The 18,820-nt window shown below is 65.6% G+C and carries 17 protein-coding genes; 7 read left to right on the top strand and 10 right to left on the bottom strand.

Annotated elements, in window-relative coordinates; all coding sequences use genetic code 11:
* Window positions 1–62 precede the first annotated feature (62 nt).
* Window positions 63–1,538 (bottom strand): lignostilbene-alpha,beta-dioxygenase, encoded by a 1,476-nt coding sequence (locus SMA01S_RS05485; protein ID WP_066818939.1) that lies wholly within the window; start codon window positions 1,536–1,538, stop codon window positions 63–65.
* Window positions 1,539–1,641: 103 nt separating this feature from the next.
* Between SMA01S_RS05485 and SMA01S_RS05490 the strand changes: the two genes are divergently transcribed.
* Entirely contained in the window at window positions 1,642–2,106 is a 465-nt protein-coding gene (locus tag SMA01S_RS05490; RefSeq protein ID WP_066818941.1) for a Saro_0803 family transcriptional regulator, read from the top strand.
* Window positions 2,107–2,140: 34 nt separating this feature from the next.
* Here SMA01S_RS05490 and SMA01S_RS05495 read toward each other — a convergent pair whose 3' ends face one another.
* The 8 genes from SMA01S_RS05495 to SMA01S_RS05530 all read right to left on the bottom strand — a co-directional run bounded on the left by SMA01S_RS05495 (window position 2,141) and on the right by SMA01S_RS05530 (window position 10,833).
* Window positions 2,141–3,376, bottom strand: a complete 1,236-nt coding sequence (locus SMA01S_RS05495) for a molybdopterin molybdotransferase MoeA (RefSeq protein ID WP_066818944.1) — start codon at window positions 3,374–3,376, stop codon at window positions 2,141–2,143.
* Window positions 3,373–3,915, bottom strand: coding sequence for a molybdenum cofactor guanylyltransferase (gene mobA, locus SMA01S_RS05500; RefSeq protein ID WP_066818948.1), 543 nt, complete (start codon window positions 3,913–3,915; stop codon window positions 3,373–3,375). Before mobA ends, SMA01S_RS05495 begins: the two co-directional genes overlap by 4 nt.
* Window positions 3,912–4,676 (bottom strand): formate dehydrogenase accessory sulfurtransferase FdhD, encoded by a 765-nt coding sequence (gene fdhD, locus SMA01S_RS05505; RefSeq protein WP_066818950.1) that lies wholly within the window; start codon window positions 4,674–4,676, stop codon window positions 3,912–3,914. Before fdhD ends, mobA begins: the two co-directional genes overlap by 4 nt.
* Before the next feature lie 44 nt (window positions 4,677–4,720).
* Window positions 4,721–4,951 carry a formate dehydrogenase subunit delta gene (locus SMA01S_RS05510; RefSeq protein WP_066818957.1) on the bottom strand — a complete coding sequence of 77 codons (231 nt, stop codon included), beginning with the start codon at window positions 4,949–4,951 and terminating at the stop codon, window positions 4,721–4,723.
* 10 nt (window positions 4,952–4,961) lie between these two features.
* Complete coding sequence (fdhF, locus tag SMA01S_RS05515; RefSeq protein ID WP_066818960.1) at window positions 4,962–7,808, bottom strand: formate dehydrogenase subunit alpha; 2,847 nt, start codon at window positions 7,806–7,808, stop codon at window positions 4,962–4,964.
* A 5-nt stretch (window positions 7,809–7,813) separates the two neighbouring features.
* A complete protein-coding gene (locus tag SMA01S_RS05520; RefSeq protein ID WP_066818963.1) occupies window positions 7,814–9,370 on the bottom strand; it encodes an NADH-ubiquinone oxidoreductase-F iron-sulfur binding region domain-containing protein in 1,557 nt (518 codons plus the stop codon).
* Window positions 9,367–9,834: an NAD(P)H-dependent oxidoreductase subunit E gene (locus SMA01S_RS05525; protein ID WP_066819262.1), complete on the bottom strand. Its 468-nt coding sequence runs from the start codon at window positions 9,832–9,834 to the stop codon at window positions 9,367–9,369. The genes SMA01S_RS05520 and SMA01S_RS05525 overlap by 4 nt, the downstream gene beginning before the upstream one ends.
* A gap of 111 nt (window positions 9,835–9,945) precedes the next feature.
* Window positions 9,946–10,833 carry a LysR family transcriptional regulator gene (locus tag SMA01S_RS05530; protein WP_066818966.1) on the bottom strand — a complete coding sequence of 296 codons (888 nt, stop codon included), beginning with the start codon at window positions 10,831–10,833 and terminating at the stop codon, window positions 9,946–9,948.
* Window positions 10,834–10,939: 106 nt separating this feature from the next.
* Here SMA01S_RS05530 and SMA01S_RS05535 point away from each other — a divergent pair, with 106 nt between their 5' ends.
* The 4 genes from SMA01S_RS05535 (at window position 10,940) to SMA01S_RS05550 (ending at window position 16,113) form a co-directional block, all read left to right on the top strand.
* A complete protein-coding gene (locus tag SMA01S_RS05535; protein WP_066818969.1) occupies window positions 10,940–12,325 on the top strand; it encodes an RNB domain-containing ribonuclease in 1,386 nt (461 codons plus the stop codon).
* Window positions 12,326–12,459: 134 nt separating this feature from the next.
* Window positions 12,460–13,404 (top strand): sulfate adenylyltransferase subunit CysD, encoded by a 945-nt coding sequence (gene cysD, locus SMA01S_RS05540; RefSeq protein ID WP_066818972.1) that lies wholly within the window; start codon window positions 12,460–12,462, stop codon window positions 13,402–13,404.
* Window positions 13,405–13,447: 43 nt separating this feature from the next.
* On the top strand, window positions 13,448–15,364 hold the full coding sequence (cysN, locus tag SMA01S_RS05545; RefSeq protein ID WP_066818975.1) for a sulfate adenylyltransferase subunit CysN: 1,917 nt from the start codon (window positions 13,448–13,450) through the stop codon (window positions 15,362–15,364).
* Window positions 15,361–16,113 carry a 3'(2'),5'-bisphosphate nucleotidase CysQ gene (locus SMA01S_RS05550; RefSeq protein ID WP_066818977.1) on the top strand — a complete coding sequence of 251 codons (753 nt, stop codon included), beginning with the start codon at window positions 15,361–15,363 and terminating at the stop codon, window positions 16,111–16,113. The genes cysN and SMA01S_RS05550 overlap by 4 nt, the downstream gene beginning before the upstream one ends.
* Here the strand turns inward: SMA01S_RS05550 and SMA01S_RS05555 are convergent.
* Complete coding sequence (locus SMA01S_RS05555; RefSeq protein ID WP_066818979.1) at window positions 16,110–16,631, bottom strand: YciE/YciF ferroxidase family protein; 522 nt, start codon at window positions 16,629–16,631, stop codon at window positions 16,110–16,112. The genes SMA01S_RS05550 and SMA01S_RS05555 overlap by 4 nt on opposite strands.
* Before the next feature lie 338 nt (window positions 16,632–16,969).
* On the opposite strand from SMA01S_RS05555, the gene SMA01S_RS05560 reads away from it, so the two are divergent.
* Window positions 16,970–18,178 (top strand): TetR/AcrR family transcriptional regulator, encoded by a 1,209-nt coding sequence (locus tag SMA01S_RS05560; RefSeq protein WP_066818982.1) that lies wholly within the window; start codon window positions 16,970–16,972, stop codon window positions 18,176–18,178.
* Window positions 18,179–18,200: 22 nt separating this feature from the next.
* Window positions 18,201–18,725, top strand: coding sequence for a gamma carbonic anhydrase family protein (locus SMA01S_RS05565; protein ID WP_066818987.1), 525 nt, complete (start codon window positions 18,201–18,203; stop codon window positions 18,723–18,725).
* Window positions 18,726–18,820 lie beyond the last annotated feature (95 nt).

Here is an 18,820-nt window from a genome sequence, read left to right on the forward strand (position 1 = left end):
CCGAGGCGCCACGTCGGCGGCTCCCGTGCGTCCGCTTTCGCCGCGCACGGGATCACCTTCGGCTAGGCCGCCTCGGCCAGCCCGATCTCCTCGGCGGTCGCCCAATTGCCGTGCAGGCCGAAGCGCAGCCGGATCGGGATGCGCACTTCGGCGATCGGCCCCTTTTCGATGTCGAGCGCGTCGAACAGCAACAGGTCCGAGCGATGCTCTTCGAGCCGGTTGCAGACCTGGACGATCCAGCCGTCACCTTCCGCGGCACCGGGCCCGCGGGGGATGAAGCAGGGTTCCTGCAGCGACGAAACCGGACCGCACCACCATTTCTGTTCGCGCCCGGTCTCGTGATCGATCAGGCCGAGCGTGTTCATGATCATGCCCCCCGCGCTGCCGCCCTTGAGCTCGACCGGCTTGGCCGGATCGATCACCAGCAGCCAGCCATAGCGATAGGGCAGTCCAGTGCGGCGGTCGTCGATGCGGGGGAATTCGCCCATCATCCCGGTCAGTCGCTCGACGCTTTCGAACGTGTCGGAATTAGATGCCATATCGACCGTCCATCGGGTCAGGAAGCTTGCCGCTTCCATCGGGTTGAACGGTGCGCCGTGGATGTCGGGGAAGAACGGGAACATGTTGTTCTTCGCTTCGGGCGTGTCGAAATGAATCCTGGTTCCGTCCTGGAACGCGTTCATGACATGGCTGGCAAAGCAATTGTCGCGCCTGAACCAGCGTATGTCCTCAGCCGTCGCGTCCGCCCGCCGCGGCAATACGCCGAGATAGACCGGCAAAGTCGTGTCGAAGCCGAAATGCGGCATGCCCTTTTCGAGCCGCTCCCAATTCGAGGTCGAGGGCACGACGTGGAACAGCGCGTAATCGGGCGTGATCGCGAAATCGTGCATCATCGCGTAATAAGGCAGCTCGAACCACAATTCCTGTTTCAGCTCGCCGTCGGGCGACACGACATAATAGGTCATGTCGCGAGTCAGCACGCCCTTGGCGGCATAGCCGAACGCGATCATGTCGCCGGTCGCCGGATCGACCTTGGGATGCGCAGTGAAGGTCTGCCCGGTCATCGCGCCGTTGAACCAGGTGTAACCCTCGGTCTCGAGCGTCGCCGGGTCCATCACCAGCGCGGGACTGTCCTCCTTCAGCGCGTAGAGCTTGCCGCCATAGACGAAAGCATTGGTGTTGGCGGTGCCGCGGATCCGGCCCTTAACGCTGTCGTCGTCGGTCAGCGGATTGCGATAGGCGCCGAACAAGGCATGGCCGGCATCGTGCTCCAACCGCCATTTGTCGGTCTTGGCCCAGCGCTGGCGGAAGTCGACGCGGCCGCCATGGAAGCGGAACATCGTGATCATGCCGTCGCCGTTAAAGGCGATGTCGTCGCCCAGGCGCGGCGCGAATTGGGGATCGGGCTGGACGCGATAGAAAGCGCCGTCGAGCTCGACCGGAACCGCGCCTTTCACGTCGAGATCGGCGATATCCGCCTCGATCCGCGACGGTGTGTTGAAACCGGTGAACGACGGCGTGTCGGGGAAATGCGTCACGGCCGATCCTCTCTCTGTTATCTGCGCCGCATTGTATGCAAGGCAAACATTATTTTCAATCCGCGATGTTGACCTGAACACCCCCGAGGGGCAGGCTGGCGCAATGCTGAGATCGTTTCCCGCCAAAAGCGCCCCCTCGTCGGACGATGGGGACATCGGCGGCATCGACCAGATCGTCGGGTTCCACATCCGCCTGGCCTATGGCGCGGTGTACCGCCATTTCAGCGAGACGTTCAGCGACCTGGGCCTGACCCAGAAACAGGTCTCTGTGCTATGGCTGATCGACGATCATCCGGGCATCGCCCAGGCGGATATCGGCCGGCGGCTGCAGATGGACCGTGCGACCGTGATGGCGATCATCAATCGTTTGCAGAAGCGCGGATTCGTAGTGCGCGGCCCCTCCCCCGACGATCGCCGGCGCCAGACCCTGAAGCTGACCGAAGCCGGCCATGACGGCCTGATCGCGGCGCGCGCGTGCATCCTGGAGCACGAACAATGGCTGAAGAACCGCTTCACGCCGGGCGAGACGGGGATGCTGATCGAGTTGTTGCGGCGGATACACGAGTAAGGGAATGGCTGGGCCCGAGTTTCGGGCCGGCAGATTACTGGGAACGTCCGACTTCCTGATCGCCCACGAAGCTCGGGGTCATCGCGAAACAGGTCCAGACGGGATCGCCCTTCGGATCGACCGACCGCACGACCCAGCTGTTGCACTCCAATAAGGGCCGCATGGTATGCGAGCGCTGGTCAGCCGCGAGGGTGACGGCCGGCGGCGGGCCGGGGTGCCATCGCGCCTTGAGGATCCGGGTACCGACAGTGTCCGCCCCGCCGGGACCGTCCATCGCGACGGCGCATCCGCGCTCACGCCGCAGACCGAGCATCGCGCGGATCGCGGCAATCACGAAGAAGCGAGCACCAACCGCGGCGGCAACCGGATTTCCCGGCAATCCGAAATACAGGCAGCCACTGGGCAAGGTGGCGAAGAGTACCGGCTTGCCGGGGCGCATCGCCACGCCGCGAAAGTGGATCGTCGCGCCCAGCGTCTGCAGCGCGGCGGGCACCTGGTCATGATCGCCGACCGATATCCCACCCGTCGAGATGATCAGGTCCGGCGCGGCGGCAAGGGCCTGCTCTATGCTCGTCACCAACGCCCCGCGCTCGTCGGGCGCCGGCGTGATAAGATGCGGCGCAAGACCGATCTGTTGCGTCATCGCGGCGATCATCGGTCCGTTCGAATCATGGACGAAATGCTCGCCGGTCCCGTTTGTCCGCCGCAATTCATCGCCCGTCGTCAGCACGACCACGCGCGGCAGCCGGATTGCATCGATCCCGGGTACGCCAAAACAGCACAACGCCCCAATGACTTCGGGCGTAACCAACTGGCCACGGGTGGCGACGACATCGCCTTGCCGCGCGTCCTCGCCCCGGCGCCGAATGTTCCTCCCGAGGCCGACCGGCTCGGTCAGCACGACGGCTGAAGGCTCACGAACGACGCGCTCCTTGGCGACCACGGCGTCGAATGGCGCGACGATCGGCGCGCCCGTGCTGATCGCGCAGGCGCCCGGCGCCGACACCAAAGTCGCCGCCGCACCGGCCCGGCTTTCGCCGACCAGGTCCAGACGAACCGGCCTGTCAGACGACGCATCGTCGGCATCGGCGGCCACCACCGCGAATCCGTCCATCGCCGAACAGTCGAACCGCGGATAATCGGCGCGCGCCACGACATCCACGCCGATGATCCGGCCGAGCGCCGCCCCAATTGCCACGGGTTCGACCGGCAGGTGCTGGGCGGCATTCTCGATACAGGTGAGCGCCGCCGGGAAATCGATGCGATTCATTGTCCCGACATACCACGCAGCAGCGCCAGATCGTCGGGCCGATTGACGTTCGGGATAGGCGGCCAGCCGTCGAGCGCCTCGGCGCCAATCTCCTCTGCCCAAGCCCTGACCGCCAGGTTGCCACCGCGGTCGAGATAGTCGCTCAACGCCTCCGCTAAGGCGCAAGGCCACAGTCCGATCACGGGCGTACCGGCGACGAAGCTCGCCACGCTACGCCCGGCGAGGTCGGCGAGCAGGCCGGCGGGAAGCGAGGGCGTGTCGCAAGGGAGCGAGAGGACCGCATCGAAATGGCGATCCCGGGCATGAAGCAGTGCGCCGCACAACCCGCCGAGCGGGCCAAGCCCGGCGGCCGGCCAGTCCGCTATCGAGACATGACCCGGGCTATCGCGTCCGACGATGGCGATGTCGTCGGTGACTGAACGCAATGCCTGGGCCGCATGGTCGAGCAAGGCCATTCCGGACAGCGTCGCGAGCGCCTTGTCGCCGCCGAACCGGCGAGCCTGGCCACCGGCGAGAATGACGCCGAGCAGCCGGGTCACGGTATCGGCTCGAGCAACGCGTCGCTGCGCGCGAGGACGACGAGCCGGAGCCCGGCATCGGCCGCGCGCGCCAAAGCGAGATCGGTCGGCGCCGAAATCGTGACCAGCATCGGACATTGCGCGAGGACTGCTTTTTCGACCAGATCGTAGGAGCAGCGCGACGACAGCAAGGCGAACCCGCCGTCCCAGGTTCGGCCGGATCGCGCCATCGCGCCGATCAGCTTGTCGAAGGCATTGTGGCGGCCGACATCCTCGCGAACCTCGATCACGGCGCCGTCCGCGTCGCACAAGGCGGCGGCATGGACCGCGCCGGTCTGTTCATGAAGCGGCTGGCGGGCACGTAGCCCGGCCAGCGCGGCGAATATCTGGTCGGGCGCGGCACGCGAAACCGTTTTGACCCTGGGTAGCGGCCGGATCGCCTGTTCGAGATTCTCGATGCCGCAAAGCCCGCAGGACGATTCCGACACGCGATGTCGCGCCCGCTCGACCAACGCCTCGGCGCGTGACGGCCCGAGCGACGCGCGGACCACGTCGCCGCTGGGCGCGGTATGAACGTCGATCGCCTCGATCTGGCCGACATGGTCGATCAGCCGCTCGCTCAGCGCGAACCCGACGACAAAATCCTCGATGTCGAGCGGCGTCGCCATCATCACGGCATAGCCGATGCCGTTGAACTCGAGCGCCAGCGGCCGCTCGATGGCCACAGCCCGCTCGACCTCGCCGACGCCCGCGCCGTCGACGGCATGTCGCCGAAAGCGCATGGCGGAGACGCCGGCGGTCGGGAAAGGATCAGATGATGTCCCGGTCAATCGGCCCGTTCCGCAGTCTCGCGGAGCAGCGCAACCGCGTCCCGTGCGGTATCGCTCAGATGCTCCCCACCACCGTCGAGATACGCCACGATCGCCTGACGCATCCGGGGATCCCAGAATTGGCGGAGATGATCCCGGGTCGCCGTCACTGGACGGTCGCGGCACTGGCTGCCGAGTTCGCGCGCGATCTGGTTGGCCATGTAGACGAGGTGGTCGGTGGTCGACATCGCCCGCGCCTCACTCGGCCGCTTCGGGAAGGATGCGGCGCGAGCGTTCGGTTTGCGCCTGATAAGTCTGCTGCCAGTCGCTGGGCCCGTTCGATATCGCCACCTGAACGGCCGTCACCTTGTATTCCGGGCAATTGGTCGCCCAGTCCGAATAGTCGGTGGTGATGACGTTGGCCTGGGTCGCGGGATGATGGAAGGTCGTATAGACTATGCCCGGCGCAACGCGTTCGGTGATCAATGCGCGCAACGTCGTCTCCCCCGCGCGGCTGCGCAGGCTGACCCAGTCGCCGTCCCGGATGCCGCGATTCTCGGCGTCGTGCGGATGAATCTCAAGCCGGTCCTCGGGATGCCAGGCAATATTGTCGGTGCGGCGCGTCTGGGCACCGACATTATACTGGCTGAGGATGCGGCCGGTGGTCAGCAGCAGCGGGAAACGCGGCCCAGTCTTCTCGTCGGTCGGGATATAGTCGGTGACGACGAAATGCCCCTTGCCGCGCACGAATTGGTCGACGTGCATGGTGGGCGTGCCTTCGGACGCGGCCTCGGTCGCCGGCCATTGCATCGATCCCAGCCGGTCGAGCGCCTCATAACTCACCGTGGCAAACGTCGGCGTCAGGGCGGCGATCTCATCCATGATCTCGGACGGATGGGTGTAGGTCCAATCGAGTCCGATCGCATTCGCCACGAGCTGGACGATTTCCCAATCGCCATAGCCATTGAGCGGTGCCATCACCTTGCGCACGCGCTGGATCCGGCGCTCGGCATTGGTGAAGGTGCCGTCCTTTTCGAGAAAGGTCGATCCGGGCAGGAAGACGTGCGCGTAATTGGCGGTTTCGTTGAGGAACAAATCCTGCACCACGACGCATTCCATCGCGGCGAGCCCTGCCGCGACATGGTGCGTGTTCGGGTCCGATTGCAGGATGTCCTCGCCCTGGATGAACAATGCCTTGAACGTACCATCGGTCGCGGCGTCGAGCATGTTGGGAATGCGCAGCCCCGGCTCGGCGTCGAGCGTGACACCCCAGGCGCGTTCGAACATCGCGCGTGTCGCGGCGTCGGAAACGTGACGATAGCCCGAATATTCGTGCGGAAAGCTGCCCATGTCGCACGCGCCCTGGACGTTGTTCTGCCCACGGAGCGGGTTCACGCCAACGCCCTCGCGGCCAATATTGCCGGTCGCCATCGCCAGATTGGCGATCGCCATGACGGTCGACGACCCTTGGCTGTGCTCGGTGACGCCCAGGCCATAATAGATCGCACCATTGCCGCCAGTTGCGAACAGCCGCGCAGCGGCGCGCAGGTCGGCCGCCGGCACGCCGGTCAGCGCCTCGGTCGCTTCGGGCGAGCGCTGGGGCTGCGCGACGAACGCAGCCCAATCCTCGAACTCGCTCCAGTCGCACCGCTCACGGACAAAGGCCTCGTCGGCAAGCCCCTCGGTCACGACGACATGCGCGATCGCGGTCAGCACCGCTACATTGGTGCCCGGACGCAGCGGCAAGTGGTGCGTCGCGGCGACATGCGGCGTGCGAACGAGGTCGATGCGCCGCGGGTCGATCACGATCAGCTTCGCGCCCTCGCGCAACCGCTGCTTCATCCTGCTGGCGAATACCGGATGGCCATCGGTCGGATTGGCGCCGATCACCATGATCACGTCGGCATGGGCGACGCTGTCGAAATCCTGCGTCCCCGCCGACGTTCCGAACGTCGTCTTGAGGCCATAGCCGGTCGGAGAATGGCAGACCCGCGCACAGGTATCGACATTGTTGTTGCCGAACCCCTGGCGGATCAATTTCTGAACCAGGAACGTCTCTTCGTTGGTGCAGCGGCTCGAGGTGATGCCGCCGACGCTGTCCTTGCCGTATTTGGCCTGGATGCGCCGGAACTCGCCGGCGGTATGGGCGATCGCTTCGTCCCAGGACACTTCGCGCCATGGATCCTCGACCGAGGCGCGGATCATCGGCTTCAGGATCCGGTCGCGGTGATTGGCATAGCCCCAGGCGAACCGCCCCTTGACGCAGCTATGCCCGTGATTGGCCTTGCCGTCCTTCCACGGCACCATGCGCACCAGTTGCTCGCCGCGCATTTCAGCCCGGAAAGTGCAGCCGACTCCGCAATAGGCGCAGGTCGTGACGACCGCCTTGTCGGGTGTTCCCTGGGCGATCACCGATTTCTCGATCAGCGCGGAGGTGGGACAGGCCTGTACACAGGCACCGCACGACACGCATTCCGAGGCCAGAAAAGTGTCGTCCTGGCTGGCGGCGACCTTCGAGGCGAAGCCGCTGCCCTCGATCGTCAGGGCAAACGTCCCCTGGATCTCGTCGCAGGCGCGCACGCAGCGCGAGCAGACGATGCATTTGGCGGGATCGAAGGTGAAATAGGGGTTGCTCTCGTCCTTCTCGGCGACGAGGTGGTTGAGGCCCTCATAGCCATAGCGGACGTCGCGCAGGCCGACCGCGCCGGCCTGGTCCTGCAATTCGCAATCGCCATTGGCCGAGCAGGTAAGGCAATCGAGCGGATGGTCGGAGATGTAGAGCTCCATCACCCCCCGCCGCAGCTTGGCCAGCCGATCGGTCTGCGTTCGCACGACCATGCCGTCCGCGACCGGCGTGGTGCACGAGGCCGGATAGCCGGCTCGGCCTTCGATCTCGACCAGGCAGAGGCGGCATGAACCGAACGCTTCGAGCGTGTCGGTCGCGCACAATTTGGGGATGTCGGTGCCGACCAACGCCGCGGCGCGCATGATCGACGTTCCTTCGGGCATCGTCACGTCCTGCCCGTCGATCCTGAGCGTCACCATTGCGGGCGCTGCCGCCGATACCGCCTTGGTGCCGAGATCACGCTCGCCGATCCATGCCATCGTCGCTACTCCGCCGCCGCCGAGGATATGGGTGCGCCCGCACCGAAATCCTGCGGGAAATGATCGAGCGCGCTCAGCACCGGATAGGGTGTGAACCCGCCAAGCGCGCAGAGGGATCCGAATTTCATCGTGTCGCACAAATCGCGCAGCAGCTCGACGTCCTGCCCGGCCGGCCGCGCGCCGCCGGCGACATTGCGCATCTGGGGAAGTCGCTCGACGGCGTCGGCCGCTCGGCGTTCACCGGCGATGAGCCGATCGATCAGCTCGACCCCGCGCGTCGACCCTATCCGGCACGGCGTGCACTTGCCGCAGCTCTCGTGCGCGCAAAATTCCATGGCGAAGCGCGCCATGTGCGCCATGTCGACAGTGTCGTCGAACACCGTGATGCCGGCATGGCCGATCAACCCACCGGCCGCGGCGAACGCTTCATAGTCGAACGGTAAATCGAACATCGACGGTGGGAAATAGGCGCCGAGCGGGCCGCCGACCTGCACCGCCTTGACCGGGCGGCCGCTGTCGGTGCCCCCACCAATATCCATGACCAGCTCGCCCAGCGTGATGCCGAAGCCCACTTCGAACAATCCGCCATTCCTGACATTGCCGGCAAGCTGCACCGGCATGGTGCCGCGCGACCGGCCGAAGCCGATCGCGGCATAGGCATCGCCGCCTTCGCTCAGGATGAACGGCACGGCTGCCAGGCTCAGCACATTGTTGATCACCGTCGGGCGGCCGAACAGCCCGGCGATCGCCGGCAAGGGCGGCTTGGCCCGCACCTCGCCTCTCTTGCCTTCGATCGAGTCGAGCAAGGCGGTCTCCTCGCCGCAGACATAGGCGCCGGCCCCGACTCTGACTTCCAGCGCGAACGGCGCGACGATCGCCGCCGCGCGCGCGATCGCTTCGCGTATCGTGCGGATCGCGAACGGATATTCGGAGCGGATATAGATGTAGCCGCGCTCGGCCCCAACCGCATGGCCGGCGATCGCCATCCCTTCGATCAGGCAGAACGGGTCGCCTTCCATCAGCATGCGGTCGGCGAAGGTGCCGCTGTCGCCCTCGTCGGCATTGCACACGACATATTTGAGAGGCCCTGGCGCGTCATGGACCGTCTGCCATTTGATCCCGGTCGGAAAGCCGGCACCGCCGCGCCCGCGCAGACCGCTCGCCTTGACCGCGTCGATCGCCGCCTGCGGCGACAGCGCGCGTGCAGCCGTCAGTCCGCGCCAGCCGCCATGCGCTTCATAGTCATCCAGACTCAATGGATCGATCACGCCGCACCGGGCGAAGGTAAACCGCTGCTGCCGCGCAAAGAACGGCATGGCGGACACATCGCCGAGCCGCGCGGGATGGCCACCGTCCAGCACCAGGGCCGCATCGGCCGCCGCAACCGGTCCAAATCCCACCCTGCCCTCGGGCGTCTCCACTTCGACCAGCGGCTCCAGCCGAAACAGCCCCCGGCTACCCGTCCGCACGACCTGTGCGCCAGCGTTCGAAAGAGCCTCGGCGACGGCATCGGCGCCGAGCGCGACCGCCGCCATGTCCTTGCTGACATAGACGCGCGTCATCGTGTCAATTCCCCGAGCAGGCGATCGAGCGTCGTCGGATCGATCCGCGACACCGGGACGTCGTCGATCATCGCGTTGGGCCCGGTGGCACAAAGCCCCAGGCAATAGACGGCGTCGAGCGTCACACGTCCATCCACGCTGGTCTCGCCCATCCGCAGGCCCAACCGCTCGGTCGCGATACGCTCGATTGCCGCGGCGCCACGCGCCTGACAACTCTCGGCACGGCACAACCGCACCCGATGCCGGCCGAGAGGCTGGCGGCGGAAATCGTGGTAGAAAGTCACCACGCCGTGAACGTCGGCACGACTGAGGTTGAGCGCCGATGCGATCAGCGGCACCATCAGGTCGTCGATATAGCCGAATTCGTCCTGCAGCGCGTGGAGCATCGGCAACAGCGCGCTCTGTTCGCTGCCGAGATCCTCTGCCAAGCGCGCAACGGCTGCGGCATAGTCGTTCGCATGGATCGCATCGCCGGCGATCAATCTGTCATTCTGTGTTGGACTCACCCGGAGATTAGGAGCCCGAGCCGGCGCCAAGTCAAATCGACAATCTTTGATTTCGATAGAAAATCTCTATCACAGCAGGACCGCCAGCGATCGAGCGGTAGCGAGCGCGGCGCTCGCCAGTGGACCGATCGGCGCGCGGTCGAGCACGATCAGACCGACGCGGCTCGGTGGAAGCGGGTCGTCGAACGGAACGATCCTGGCCCAACCGCCGCCGGGGACGATTTCGGCATAGGTGTCCGGGACGATCGTCGCGAACGGCCCCGCCTCGACCATCGCCAGCAAGGCGACATAGCTGTCGGCGGTCGCCAATGGCCGCACGGCCAACCCCTTACGCGAAAGGTGGTTGTCGAGGATGCGCCGGTTCTGCATGCCTTCGTGGAGCAGGCAGAGCGGGAAGGAAAGCGCCGCGCTCCAGCCGATCCCCGCGCAATCGTCCAGCCTATCGCGGTGACAGAGGAACATCGCCTTTTCCGCATAGAGCGGCGCCGCGAGTACCGAGGTCGGCGGCTCATGATCGAGATAGGTGATCCCCGCATCGAGCTCAAATGCGGCGAGGCCTCGTTCGATCTCGCGCGACGTCAGCGATCGCACGCTCAGCATCAGGTCCGCGTGGGCCGACGCCAGTGCGCGCGCAAATTGCCCGACCATCGGCATTGCCGCGGGAATGACGCCGAGGCGCAGCGTACCGGTCAAAGGCCCGTGTGCCAACTCGGCGGCATGCTCCAGTCCTTCGATCATCGCGATGGCCTGTTGCGCCCATGGCAGCGCCGCGCGCCCCTCGTCGGTCAGGCCGGTAAAGCGCCGATCGCGCTGGATCAGCCGTCGCACTAGTTGTTCCTCCAGCGCGGCGATGCCCGCCGACAGGGTAGGTTGCGACACGTTGCACGCCGCCGCCGCACGGGCGAAATGCCGTTCGCGCGCGACCGCCACGAAATATTCGAGTAGCCTGAGATTCACGCCGTATCGATTTACCTTGCCACGGCGGGTGTCAACCGGCGCGCCATTTCGCGCTCTCCCGCGTCAGGGCTTTCCCCGCCTTGATCGCCCGCTATACCGACCGGCGATGAAGACGCTCGTCGATCCGTCCAATGCGCTTGCGCAGGGACTCGCCACGGTCCGCAGCCAGTTCAAGGTTCCCGCCGCTTTCCCCCCGAACGTGCTCGCCGCCGCCGAAGCGGCCGCGAAACGTGTCCCGACCGAGCATGTCGATCGTACCGCTATGCCGTTCGTTACGCTCGATCCGGCGACCTCGACCGATCTCGATCAGGCATTTGTGATCGAAGCGGCCGGCAGCGATTTGCTGCTGCGCTATGCGATCGCCGATGTCGCCTGGTTCGTCGACGATGGCGATGCCGTCGACCTCGAAGCGTGGACGCGCGGCACGACGCTCTATCTGCCCGACGGCAAGGCCGGGCTTTATCCGCCGGTGCTTGCCGAAGGCGCGGCGAGCCTGTTGCCCGACGGCCCCCGCCCCGCGATCATCTTTTCGGTCGGCGTCGCGCCAGATGGCGCGGTGAAGCTCGACGGCGCCGAGCGCGCGCTGATCCACAGCCGCGGCAAGCTGGCCTATGACAGCGTTCGCGACAGCGACCTGCCGCCCGATTTCGCTGAGCTTGCGCGGCGCATCACGGCGGCGGAGGATGCACGCGGCGCCTCGCGCGTCGACCCGCCCGAACAGGAGGTCGACCAACAAGCCGACGGCAGCTTCGAACTGCAATTCCGCCCGCGGCTGGAAGCCGAAGACCGCAACGCCGCGCTGTCGCTGGCGACCAATCTGGCGGTCGCGGACGCCTTGCAGGCGCACCATACCGGGCTGTTCCGGGTGATGCCCGCACCCGACGCGCATGCCGTCAGCCGCTTGCGCAATACTGCCCGCGCTTTCGGCCTGTCCTGGCCCGCCGACGTCTCGCTCGAAAATTACGAGAATGGCCTCAGCGCCAACGATCCGCGCGAGGCAGCCTTTATGCTGGCGATCCGGCGCGCGGGTGGCGGAGCAGCCTACCAGCCCTATCGCGACGGCGTCGTACCCTGGCACGCGCCGATGGCGGCGACCTATGCCCATGCGACGGCGCCGCTGCGTCGGCTGGCCGATCGCTATGTCGTGCGCGCCGCGCTCGCGATTGCAAACGGCCAGCCGGTCCCGGAGGTCGTCGCGCAGGCCTTCGAGAAGCTGCCGCCGGTGATGGCGCATGCCGACGCGATGGGCGGTCAGATCGACCGCGCGGTTATCGACCTGGCCGAGGCGGCAGCACTCAAGGACCATGTCGGTCAGATGTTCGGCGCCGTCGTGACCGACCTCGACCAGAAGGGCGCGCGGATCCAGCTGAGCGACCTGCCGGTCGTCGCGCGTGTAGACGCGCACGGCGTCGAGCCGGGCGACACCGTTCGCGTCCGGCTAACGGGCGCCGATCCGGAACGCCGCGCGATCACCTTCGTCCGGACCAACTGACCCTATCACGGCTTTGCCGGCCTAAAGAAACCGCAGCGGTGACCCACGGCGCACTACCCCTATGTAGTCGCCCGACAGATAGTGCATTTCCGGCGCACGCGATTAACGTGCGCCCCCGAAAGGTGTTTCGACGCATGGCGACCCGGCCGCTGGCCTCTACTGACGATCTGATCCAACCCGCGACGCTGACGCACCTGCAGCGGCTGGAAGCGGAGAGTATCCATATCCTGCGCGAAGTGGTGGCGGAGGCCGAGCGTCCGGTGATGCTCTATTCGGTCGGCAAGGATAGCGCGGTGATGCTGCATCTGGCGCGCAAGGCCTTCTACCCCGCCCCGCCCCCCTTTCCTTTGCTCCATGTCGATACGACCTGGAAATTCCGCGACATGTACGCGCTGCGCGATCGTGCCGCCCGCGAGGCGGGGATGGAGTTGCTCGTCCATCACAATCCCGATGCGATGGCGCGGGGGATCAATCCGTTCGACCATGGCGCGCTCCACACCGATCTGTGGAAGACCGAGGGGCTGAAGCAGGCGCTCGACCACTATGGCTTCGATGCTGCGTTCGGCGGCGCGCGGCGCGACGAGGAGAAGAGCCGGGCCAAGGAACGCGTCTTCTCGTTTCGCTCGGCCTCGCATCGCTGGGACCCCAAGAACCAGCGTCCCGAGCTCTGGCATCTCTACAACGCGCACAAGGCGAAGGGCGAAAGCATCCGCGTCTTCCCGCTGTCCAACTGGACCGAGCTCGACATCTGGCAGTACATCCATCTGGAGGGGATCGAGATCGTCCCGCTCTATTTCTCGGCGCCGCGTCCGACGGTCGAGCGCGACGGGTTGATCCTGATGGTCGACGACGACCGCTTCCGGCTCAATCCCGGCGAAGTGCCGGTCGAACGCTCGATCCGTTTCCGCACGCTCGGCTGCTACCCGCTGACCGGCGCGGTGGAGAGCGATGCGGCGACCTTGCCGCAGATCATCCAGGAGATGCTGCTGACGACGACGTCCGAACGTCAGGGCCGCGCGATCGACAAGGATGCCGGCGGCGCTGGCATGGAGAAGAAGAAGCAGGAGGGGTACTTCTGATGGCGCGCGTTCTGCAAATCCGCCCCGTTCCGGGGAGGATTTGATGACCACCTCCTACCGCCCCGACGCGCTCATCGCGCAGGATATCGACGAATATCTCGCGCAGCATCAACGCAAGACGCTCCTCCGCTTCATCACCTGCGGTTCGGTCGATGACGGCAAGTCCACGCTGATTGGGCGCTTGCTCTACGACAGCCGGATGATCTTCGACGATCAGCTCGCGCAGCTCGAGGCCGACAGCAAGCGCGTTGGCACGCAGGGGCAAGAGATCGATTTCGCGCTGCTCGTCGACGGGCTCGCCGCCGAGCGCGAACAGGGCATCACGATCGACGTCGCCTATCGCTTCTTCGCGACCGAGAAACGCAAGTTCATCGTCGCCGACACGCCCGGCCACGAGCAATATACGCGCAACATGGTCACCGGTGCGTCGACCGCCGACCTCGCGGTGATCCTGGTCGATGCCCGCAAGGGTGTGCTGACCCAGACGCGGCGTCATTCCTACCTCGCCCATTTGATCGGCATCCGTCACATCGTGCTGGCGGTGAACAAGATGGATCTGGTCGAGTACGATCAGGCCACCTACGACGCGATCGTCGCCGATTATGCCCATTTCGCGACCAGCATCGGCATCGACGAGTTCACGGCGATCCCGATCTCGGGGTTCAAGGGCGACAACATCACCGCTTTGTCGGGCAACACACCCTGGTATGTCGGCCCGACGCTGATCGAGCATCTCGATACGGTCGAGCTGGATGGCGACGCCGACCGCGCCAAGCCGTTCCGCATGGCGGTGCAATGGGTCAATCGCCCCAATCTCGATTTCCGCGGATTTGCCGGGCTGATCTCCGAAGGGACGATCGCGCCGGGCGACGCGGTACGCATCCTGCCGTCAGGCAAGACTACCCGGGTCGATCGTATCGTCACGCTGGATGGCGATCTCGACATCGCGGTCGCCGGCCAGTCGGTCACGCTGACCCTGGCGGACGAGGTAGATTGCTCGCGCGGCGATGTGATCGCTGCCGCCGATGCCCCGCCGCAATCGGCGGATCAATTCGAAGCGACGATCGTGTGGATGGCCGACGAGGAGCTCCTCCCTGGACGCGGTTATTGGCTGAAGCTCGGGACCCAGACCGTCAGCGCGAAAATCCATCAGCCGAAATACCAGATCAACGTCAACACACTCGAACAGATCGCGGTGAAGACGCTCGATCTCAACGCGATCGGCGTCGCCAACCTGGTCACCGACAAGCCGCTGGTGTTCGAGCCCTATGACGATAGCCGCGAACTCGGCGGCTTCATCCTGATCGACAAGCTGACCAACGCGACGGTTGCGGCCGGCATGCTGCACTTCGCGCTGCGCCGGGCGCGCGATGTGCATTGGCAATCGGTCGACATCACGCGGGAAGCGCACGCCCAGCAGAAGGGCCAGGAGCCCAAGGTGCTGTGGTTCACCGGCCTGTCCGGATCAGGCAAGTCAACCATCGCCAATCTCGTCGAAAAGAAGCTCTACGCGCTCGGGCGGCACTCCTATCTGCTCGACGGCGACAATGTCCGCCACGGGCTCAACAAGGATCTGGGCTTCACCGATGCCGACCGCATCGAGAATATCCGCCGGGTCGGCGAAGTGGCGAAGCTGATGACCGACGCCGGGCTGATCGTGCTGACCGCGTTCATCTCGCCGTTCCGCGCCGAACGCGACATGATCCGCTCGATGCTGCCGGAGGGCGATTTCGTCGAGATCTTCGTCGACACGCCGCTCGAAGTCGCCGAAGCGCGCGACATCAAGGGCCTCTACAAGAAGGCCCGCGCCGGAGAGATCCGCAACTTCACCGGCATTTCGAGCCCGTACGAACGCCCCGAACGGCCCGATATCCTGGTCGATACGACGCGCGAAACGCCCGAAGCGGCCGCCGAGCGCATCGTCGAGCATATCATGGGCGTGTGGAGTCCCGACCTGTGAGCTGGACGCAAGCCGACGCCGACTTTGCTGCGGAGATTGCTGCAGCGGCCGGCAAATTGCTGCAGGAAGTCCGGGCGTCGCGCGACTGGGATCCGAAGGAACTCGGCAAGGCCGGCGATGCCGCCGCCAACGAATTGCTGTGCCACGCGATCACCACCGAGCGTCCCGACGACGGGCTGCTGTCCGAAGAGCGCAAATGCGACGGCAGCCGGCTCGGCAAGTCGCGCACCTGGATCATCGATCCGGTCGACGGTACGCGCGAATATGGCGAGGCACGCGACGACTGGGCGGTCCATGTCGCGCTGTGCATCGATGGCCGTCCCGACCTCGGCGTGGTCGCGTTACCCGATGCCGGTCTCGTGCTGCGCTCGGACTCACCCCCTGCCCTGCGGCCGCTTAACGACCCACCGCGCATGGTGATCAGCCGAACGCGCCCCGCGTCCGAGGCGATCGCGGTGGCCGAAGCGATCGGCGCCGAACTGGTGCCGATGGGATCGGCCGGCGCCAAGGCGATGGCTGTCGTCCGAGGACTCGCCGACATCTACCTCCATTCGGGCGGGCAGCACGAATGGGACAATGCCGCACCTGTCGCGGTCGCCCTCGCCGCCGGCCTGCACGCGACGCGGCTCGACGGGTCGCCGTTCGTCTATAATTGCGCCGAGACCTGGGTTCCCGACCTGCTGATCTGCCGCAAGGAATTGGTGGGCGCGGTGACCGAAGCCCTCCGCGCCCACGCAGCGGTGGGCTAGGCCGGCTCAGTCACTTGTTCGGCGCGCGCATTCGCGCCGGTCTCAGCCATTTGCGTCAATTTCTCGTCGGTCGATTTCTCTTCGGCGAGCGTTTCCGCGAGTACAGCGGCGCAATCGTCGCGGCCGAGTTGCTTGGCCCAGGCGATCAACGTGCCATAGCGCGTGATCTCGTAATGTTCGACAGCCTGCGCGGCCGCGATCAGTGCGGCGTCCAGCACCGCCTTGTCGGCCACGTCACCGGCAATCTCATTGGCTTCCTTGATGATCCCGTCGATGGCGGGACAATCGACCTGCTTGGGCTTCTCGCCGTGCATCTCGAACACGCGTTCGAGCCGCGCGATCTGCCCTTCGGTTTCCCGCAGATGCGTTTCAAATCCCTGCTTGAGCTGAGGGTTGCTCGCCTTGTCGATCATCTTGGGCAACGCCTTTGTGATCTGATGTTCGGCGTAATAGATGTCCTGCAGCGTATGGACGAACAGGTCGTCCAGCATCGCGATATCCTTTGAAAACAAGCCCATGGCTACACTCCGACAATAGAGGGGTGTTGGCCGGGATCTGGGGATGAGCGACACCGGCCAACCTGAGCGCACAACGCGGAGGATGACGGCGCGGTTGCCCGCAATCGTCCTAACGTGCGTCAACTGCGGTACGAGGCACCAGCCTATCGAGAACGCCTGACGGCCGGTCCGATCATTCGGCGGCACTGGGCTTTCCGCCTTTGCTGGCAAGATCGTCTCCGGCGATCTCGGGCTCGTTTCCGCCAGCCTGGCACCCTTTGTGCGCGGGTTTTTGTCGAGCGGGACGTGCCGCACGAATTCGGTCGCGAGCAATCCCCGCGAGCAGCTATAGTGCCACTATGACCGTCGACCCGGCCCGCCAGACGCAACGCTTCACGCGCCGCCGCGGCGAGATTCTCGACGTCGCCTCGAACCTGATCAACGTGCACGGCACGCGCGGCATGACGCTGACCGCGGTAGCCAAGGCGCTGGGACTCGATACGTCGAGTGTGACCTATTATTTCAAGCGCAAGGACGTGCTTGCCGCGGCGTGTCTGGAACGCACCTTGCTCCGGCTGCGCGACAGCGCGGCGATGGCGGCGCAAGAGAATGATCCCCGCACGCGCGTCCGCGTTTTCCTGCGCGAGCAGTTCCAGCTGCACCTTCGTCAGCGCCTACCTGGCGCGACGAAACTGGCATTGCTCTCCGACATGCGCGCGCTCGATCCCGACACGCGGGCGCCGCTCGACACGCTCTACTCAGATATGACGCGGCTGGTGCGCGGTTTCTTCGACCTCGGCGACGCGCCCGAGGCGGAATCGCGCCTGCTCATCGCCAGCTCGATCCTGATCCACAATGTGCACTGGTTGCCGGCCTGGCTGCCGCATTATCTCGAACGCGATCTCGATCGGGTGGAAGCCCGGCTGTTCGATATCCTCGACCAGGGGTTGGGTGCCGCAGGCGACTGGCCGGTCGACATCGCTCCGCTCGATCCGCCAGGCGACGGCGATGCGCAAACGCGCTTCCTCCATGCCGCCACCAATCTGATCAACCGCGAAGGCTATGTCGGCGCGAGCGTCGAAAAGATCGCCGCAGAGCTCGGCGTGTCGACCGGCAGCTTCTATCATCATCTCGAGAACAAGGACGATCTGGTCGTCGCCTGTTTCGACCGCAGCTATGCGTTGCTCGATGCCGCCCAGGCGCGCGCCGACGCCGCCGGCAGCGACGAAGGTGAGCGGTTGGCCATCATGGTGTCGAGCCTGGTCGCGCTGCAATTCGCCGCCGACAGCCCGTTGCTGCGCACCAGCGCCTATCAGGCGCTGCCGATCGACCTGCGCGAGCAGATGCTGCAGCGGACCGACCGCGTCACGCGACACATTGCCGGCACCATCGCCGATGGCGTCGCCGACGGATCGGTGCGCGCGGTCGATCCGGAGATTGCCGGGCACGCGATCATGGCCGCGATCGACGCTGCCGCATCGCTGCGGCGTTGGGCGGGACAGCGTCCGCTGGGTGACGCCGTTGCGCAATTCTCCGCGGCCTTGCGCTCCGGCATCTTCCAGCTTTAGCTGCCTCGCGAGGAGAAACCGGGTGCCCATCTACGAACTCGACGGGAAAGTCCCGGTCATTGGCAGCGGCGTGTGGGTCGCCCCCGATGCGCATGTCATCGGCGAGGTTGTGCTGGGCGACAATGTCGGCGTGTGGTTCGGCACCGTGATCCGCGGCGACACCTCGCTGATCACGGTCGGCAACGGCAGCAACGTCCAGGACGGAACGATGCTCCACTCCGATTATGGCGTGCCGCTGACGATCGGTGAGGATTGCACGATCGGCCACCATGCCATTCTGCACGGCTGCACGGTCGGAAACCGCGTATTGGTCGGGATGGGAGCGACCCTCCTCAATCTGGCGGTGATCGGTGACGAATGCGTGATCGGCGCCAATGCGCTGGTCACCGAAGGCAAGGTGTTCGAGGCAGGTAGTCTGATCGTCGGGTCACCGGCGCGCACGATCAAGACGCTCGACCCCGACAAGCGGGCGTTCCTGAAGGCGTCAGCGGAGCATTACATCGCCAATGCGCACCGCTTCGCCAAGGGGCTGAAGCGGATCGATTGAGCCGACGCCCGGTCACAAACACCCCGTCACCCCGGCCTTGTGCCGGGGTCCAACCCTCCACAGCGGAATCCAGCCGCTGTTGCACGTTAGATGCC

Origin of the sequence: Sphingomonas mali NBRC 15500, from assembly GCF_001598415.1 — a bacterium.
GTDB classification, from domain to species: Bacteria; Pseudomonadota; Alphaproteobacteria; order Sphingomonadales; family Sphingomonadaceae; genus Sphingomonas; species Sphingomonas mali.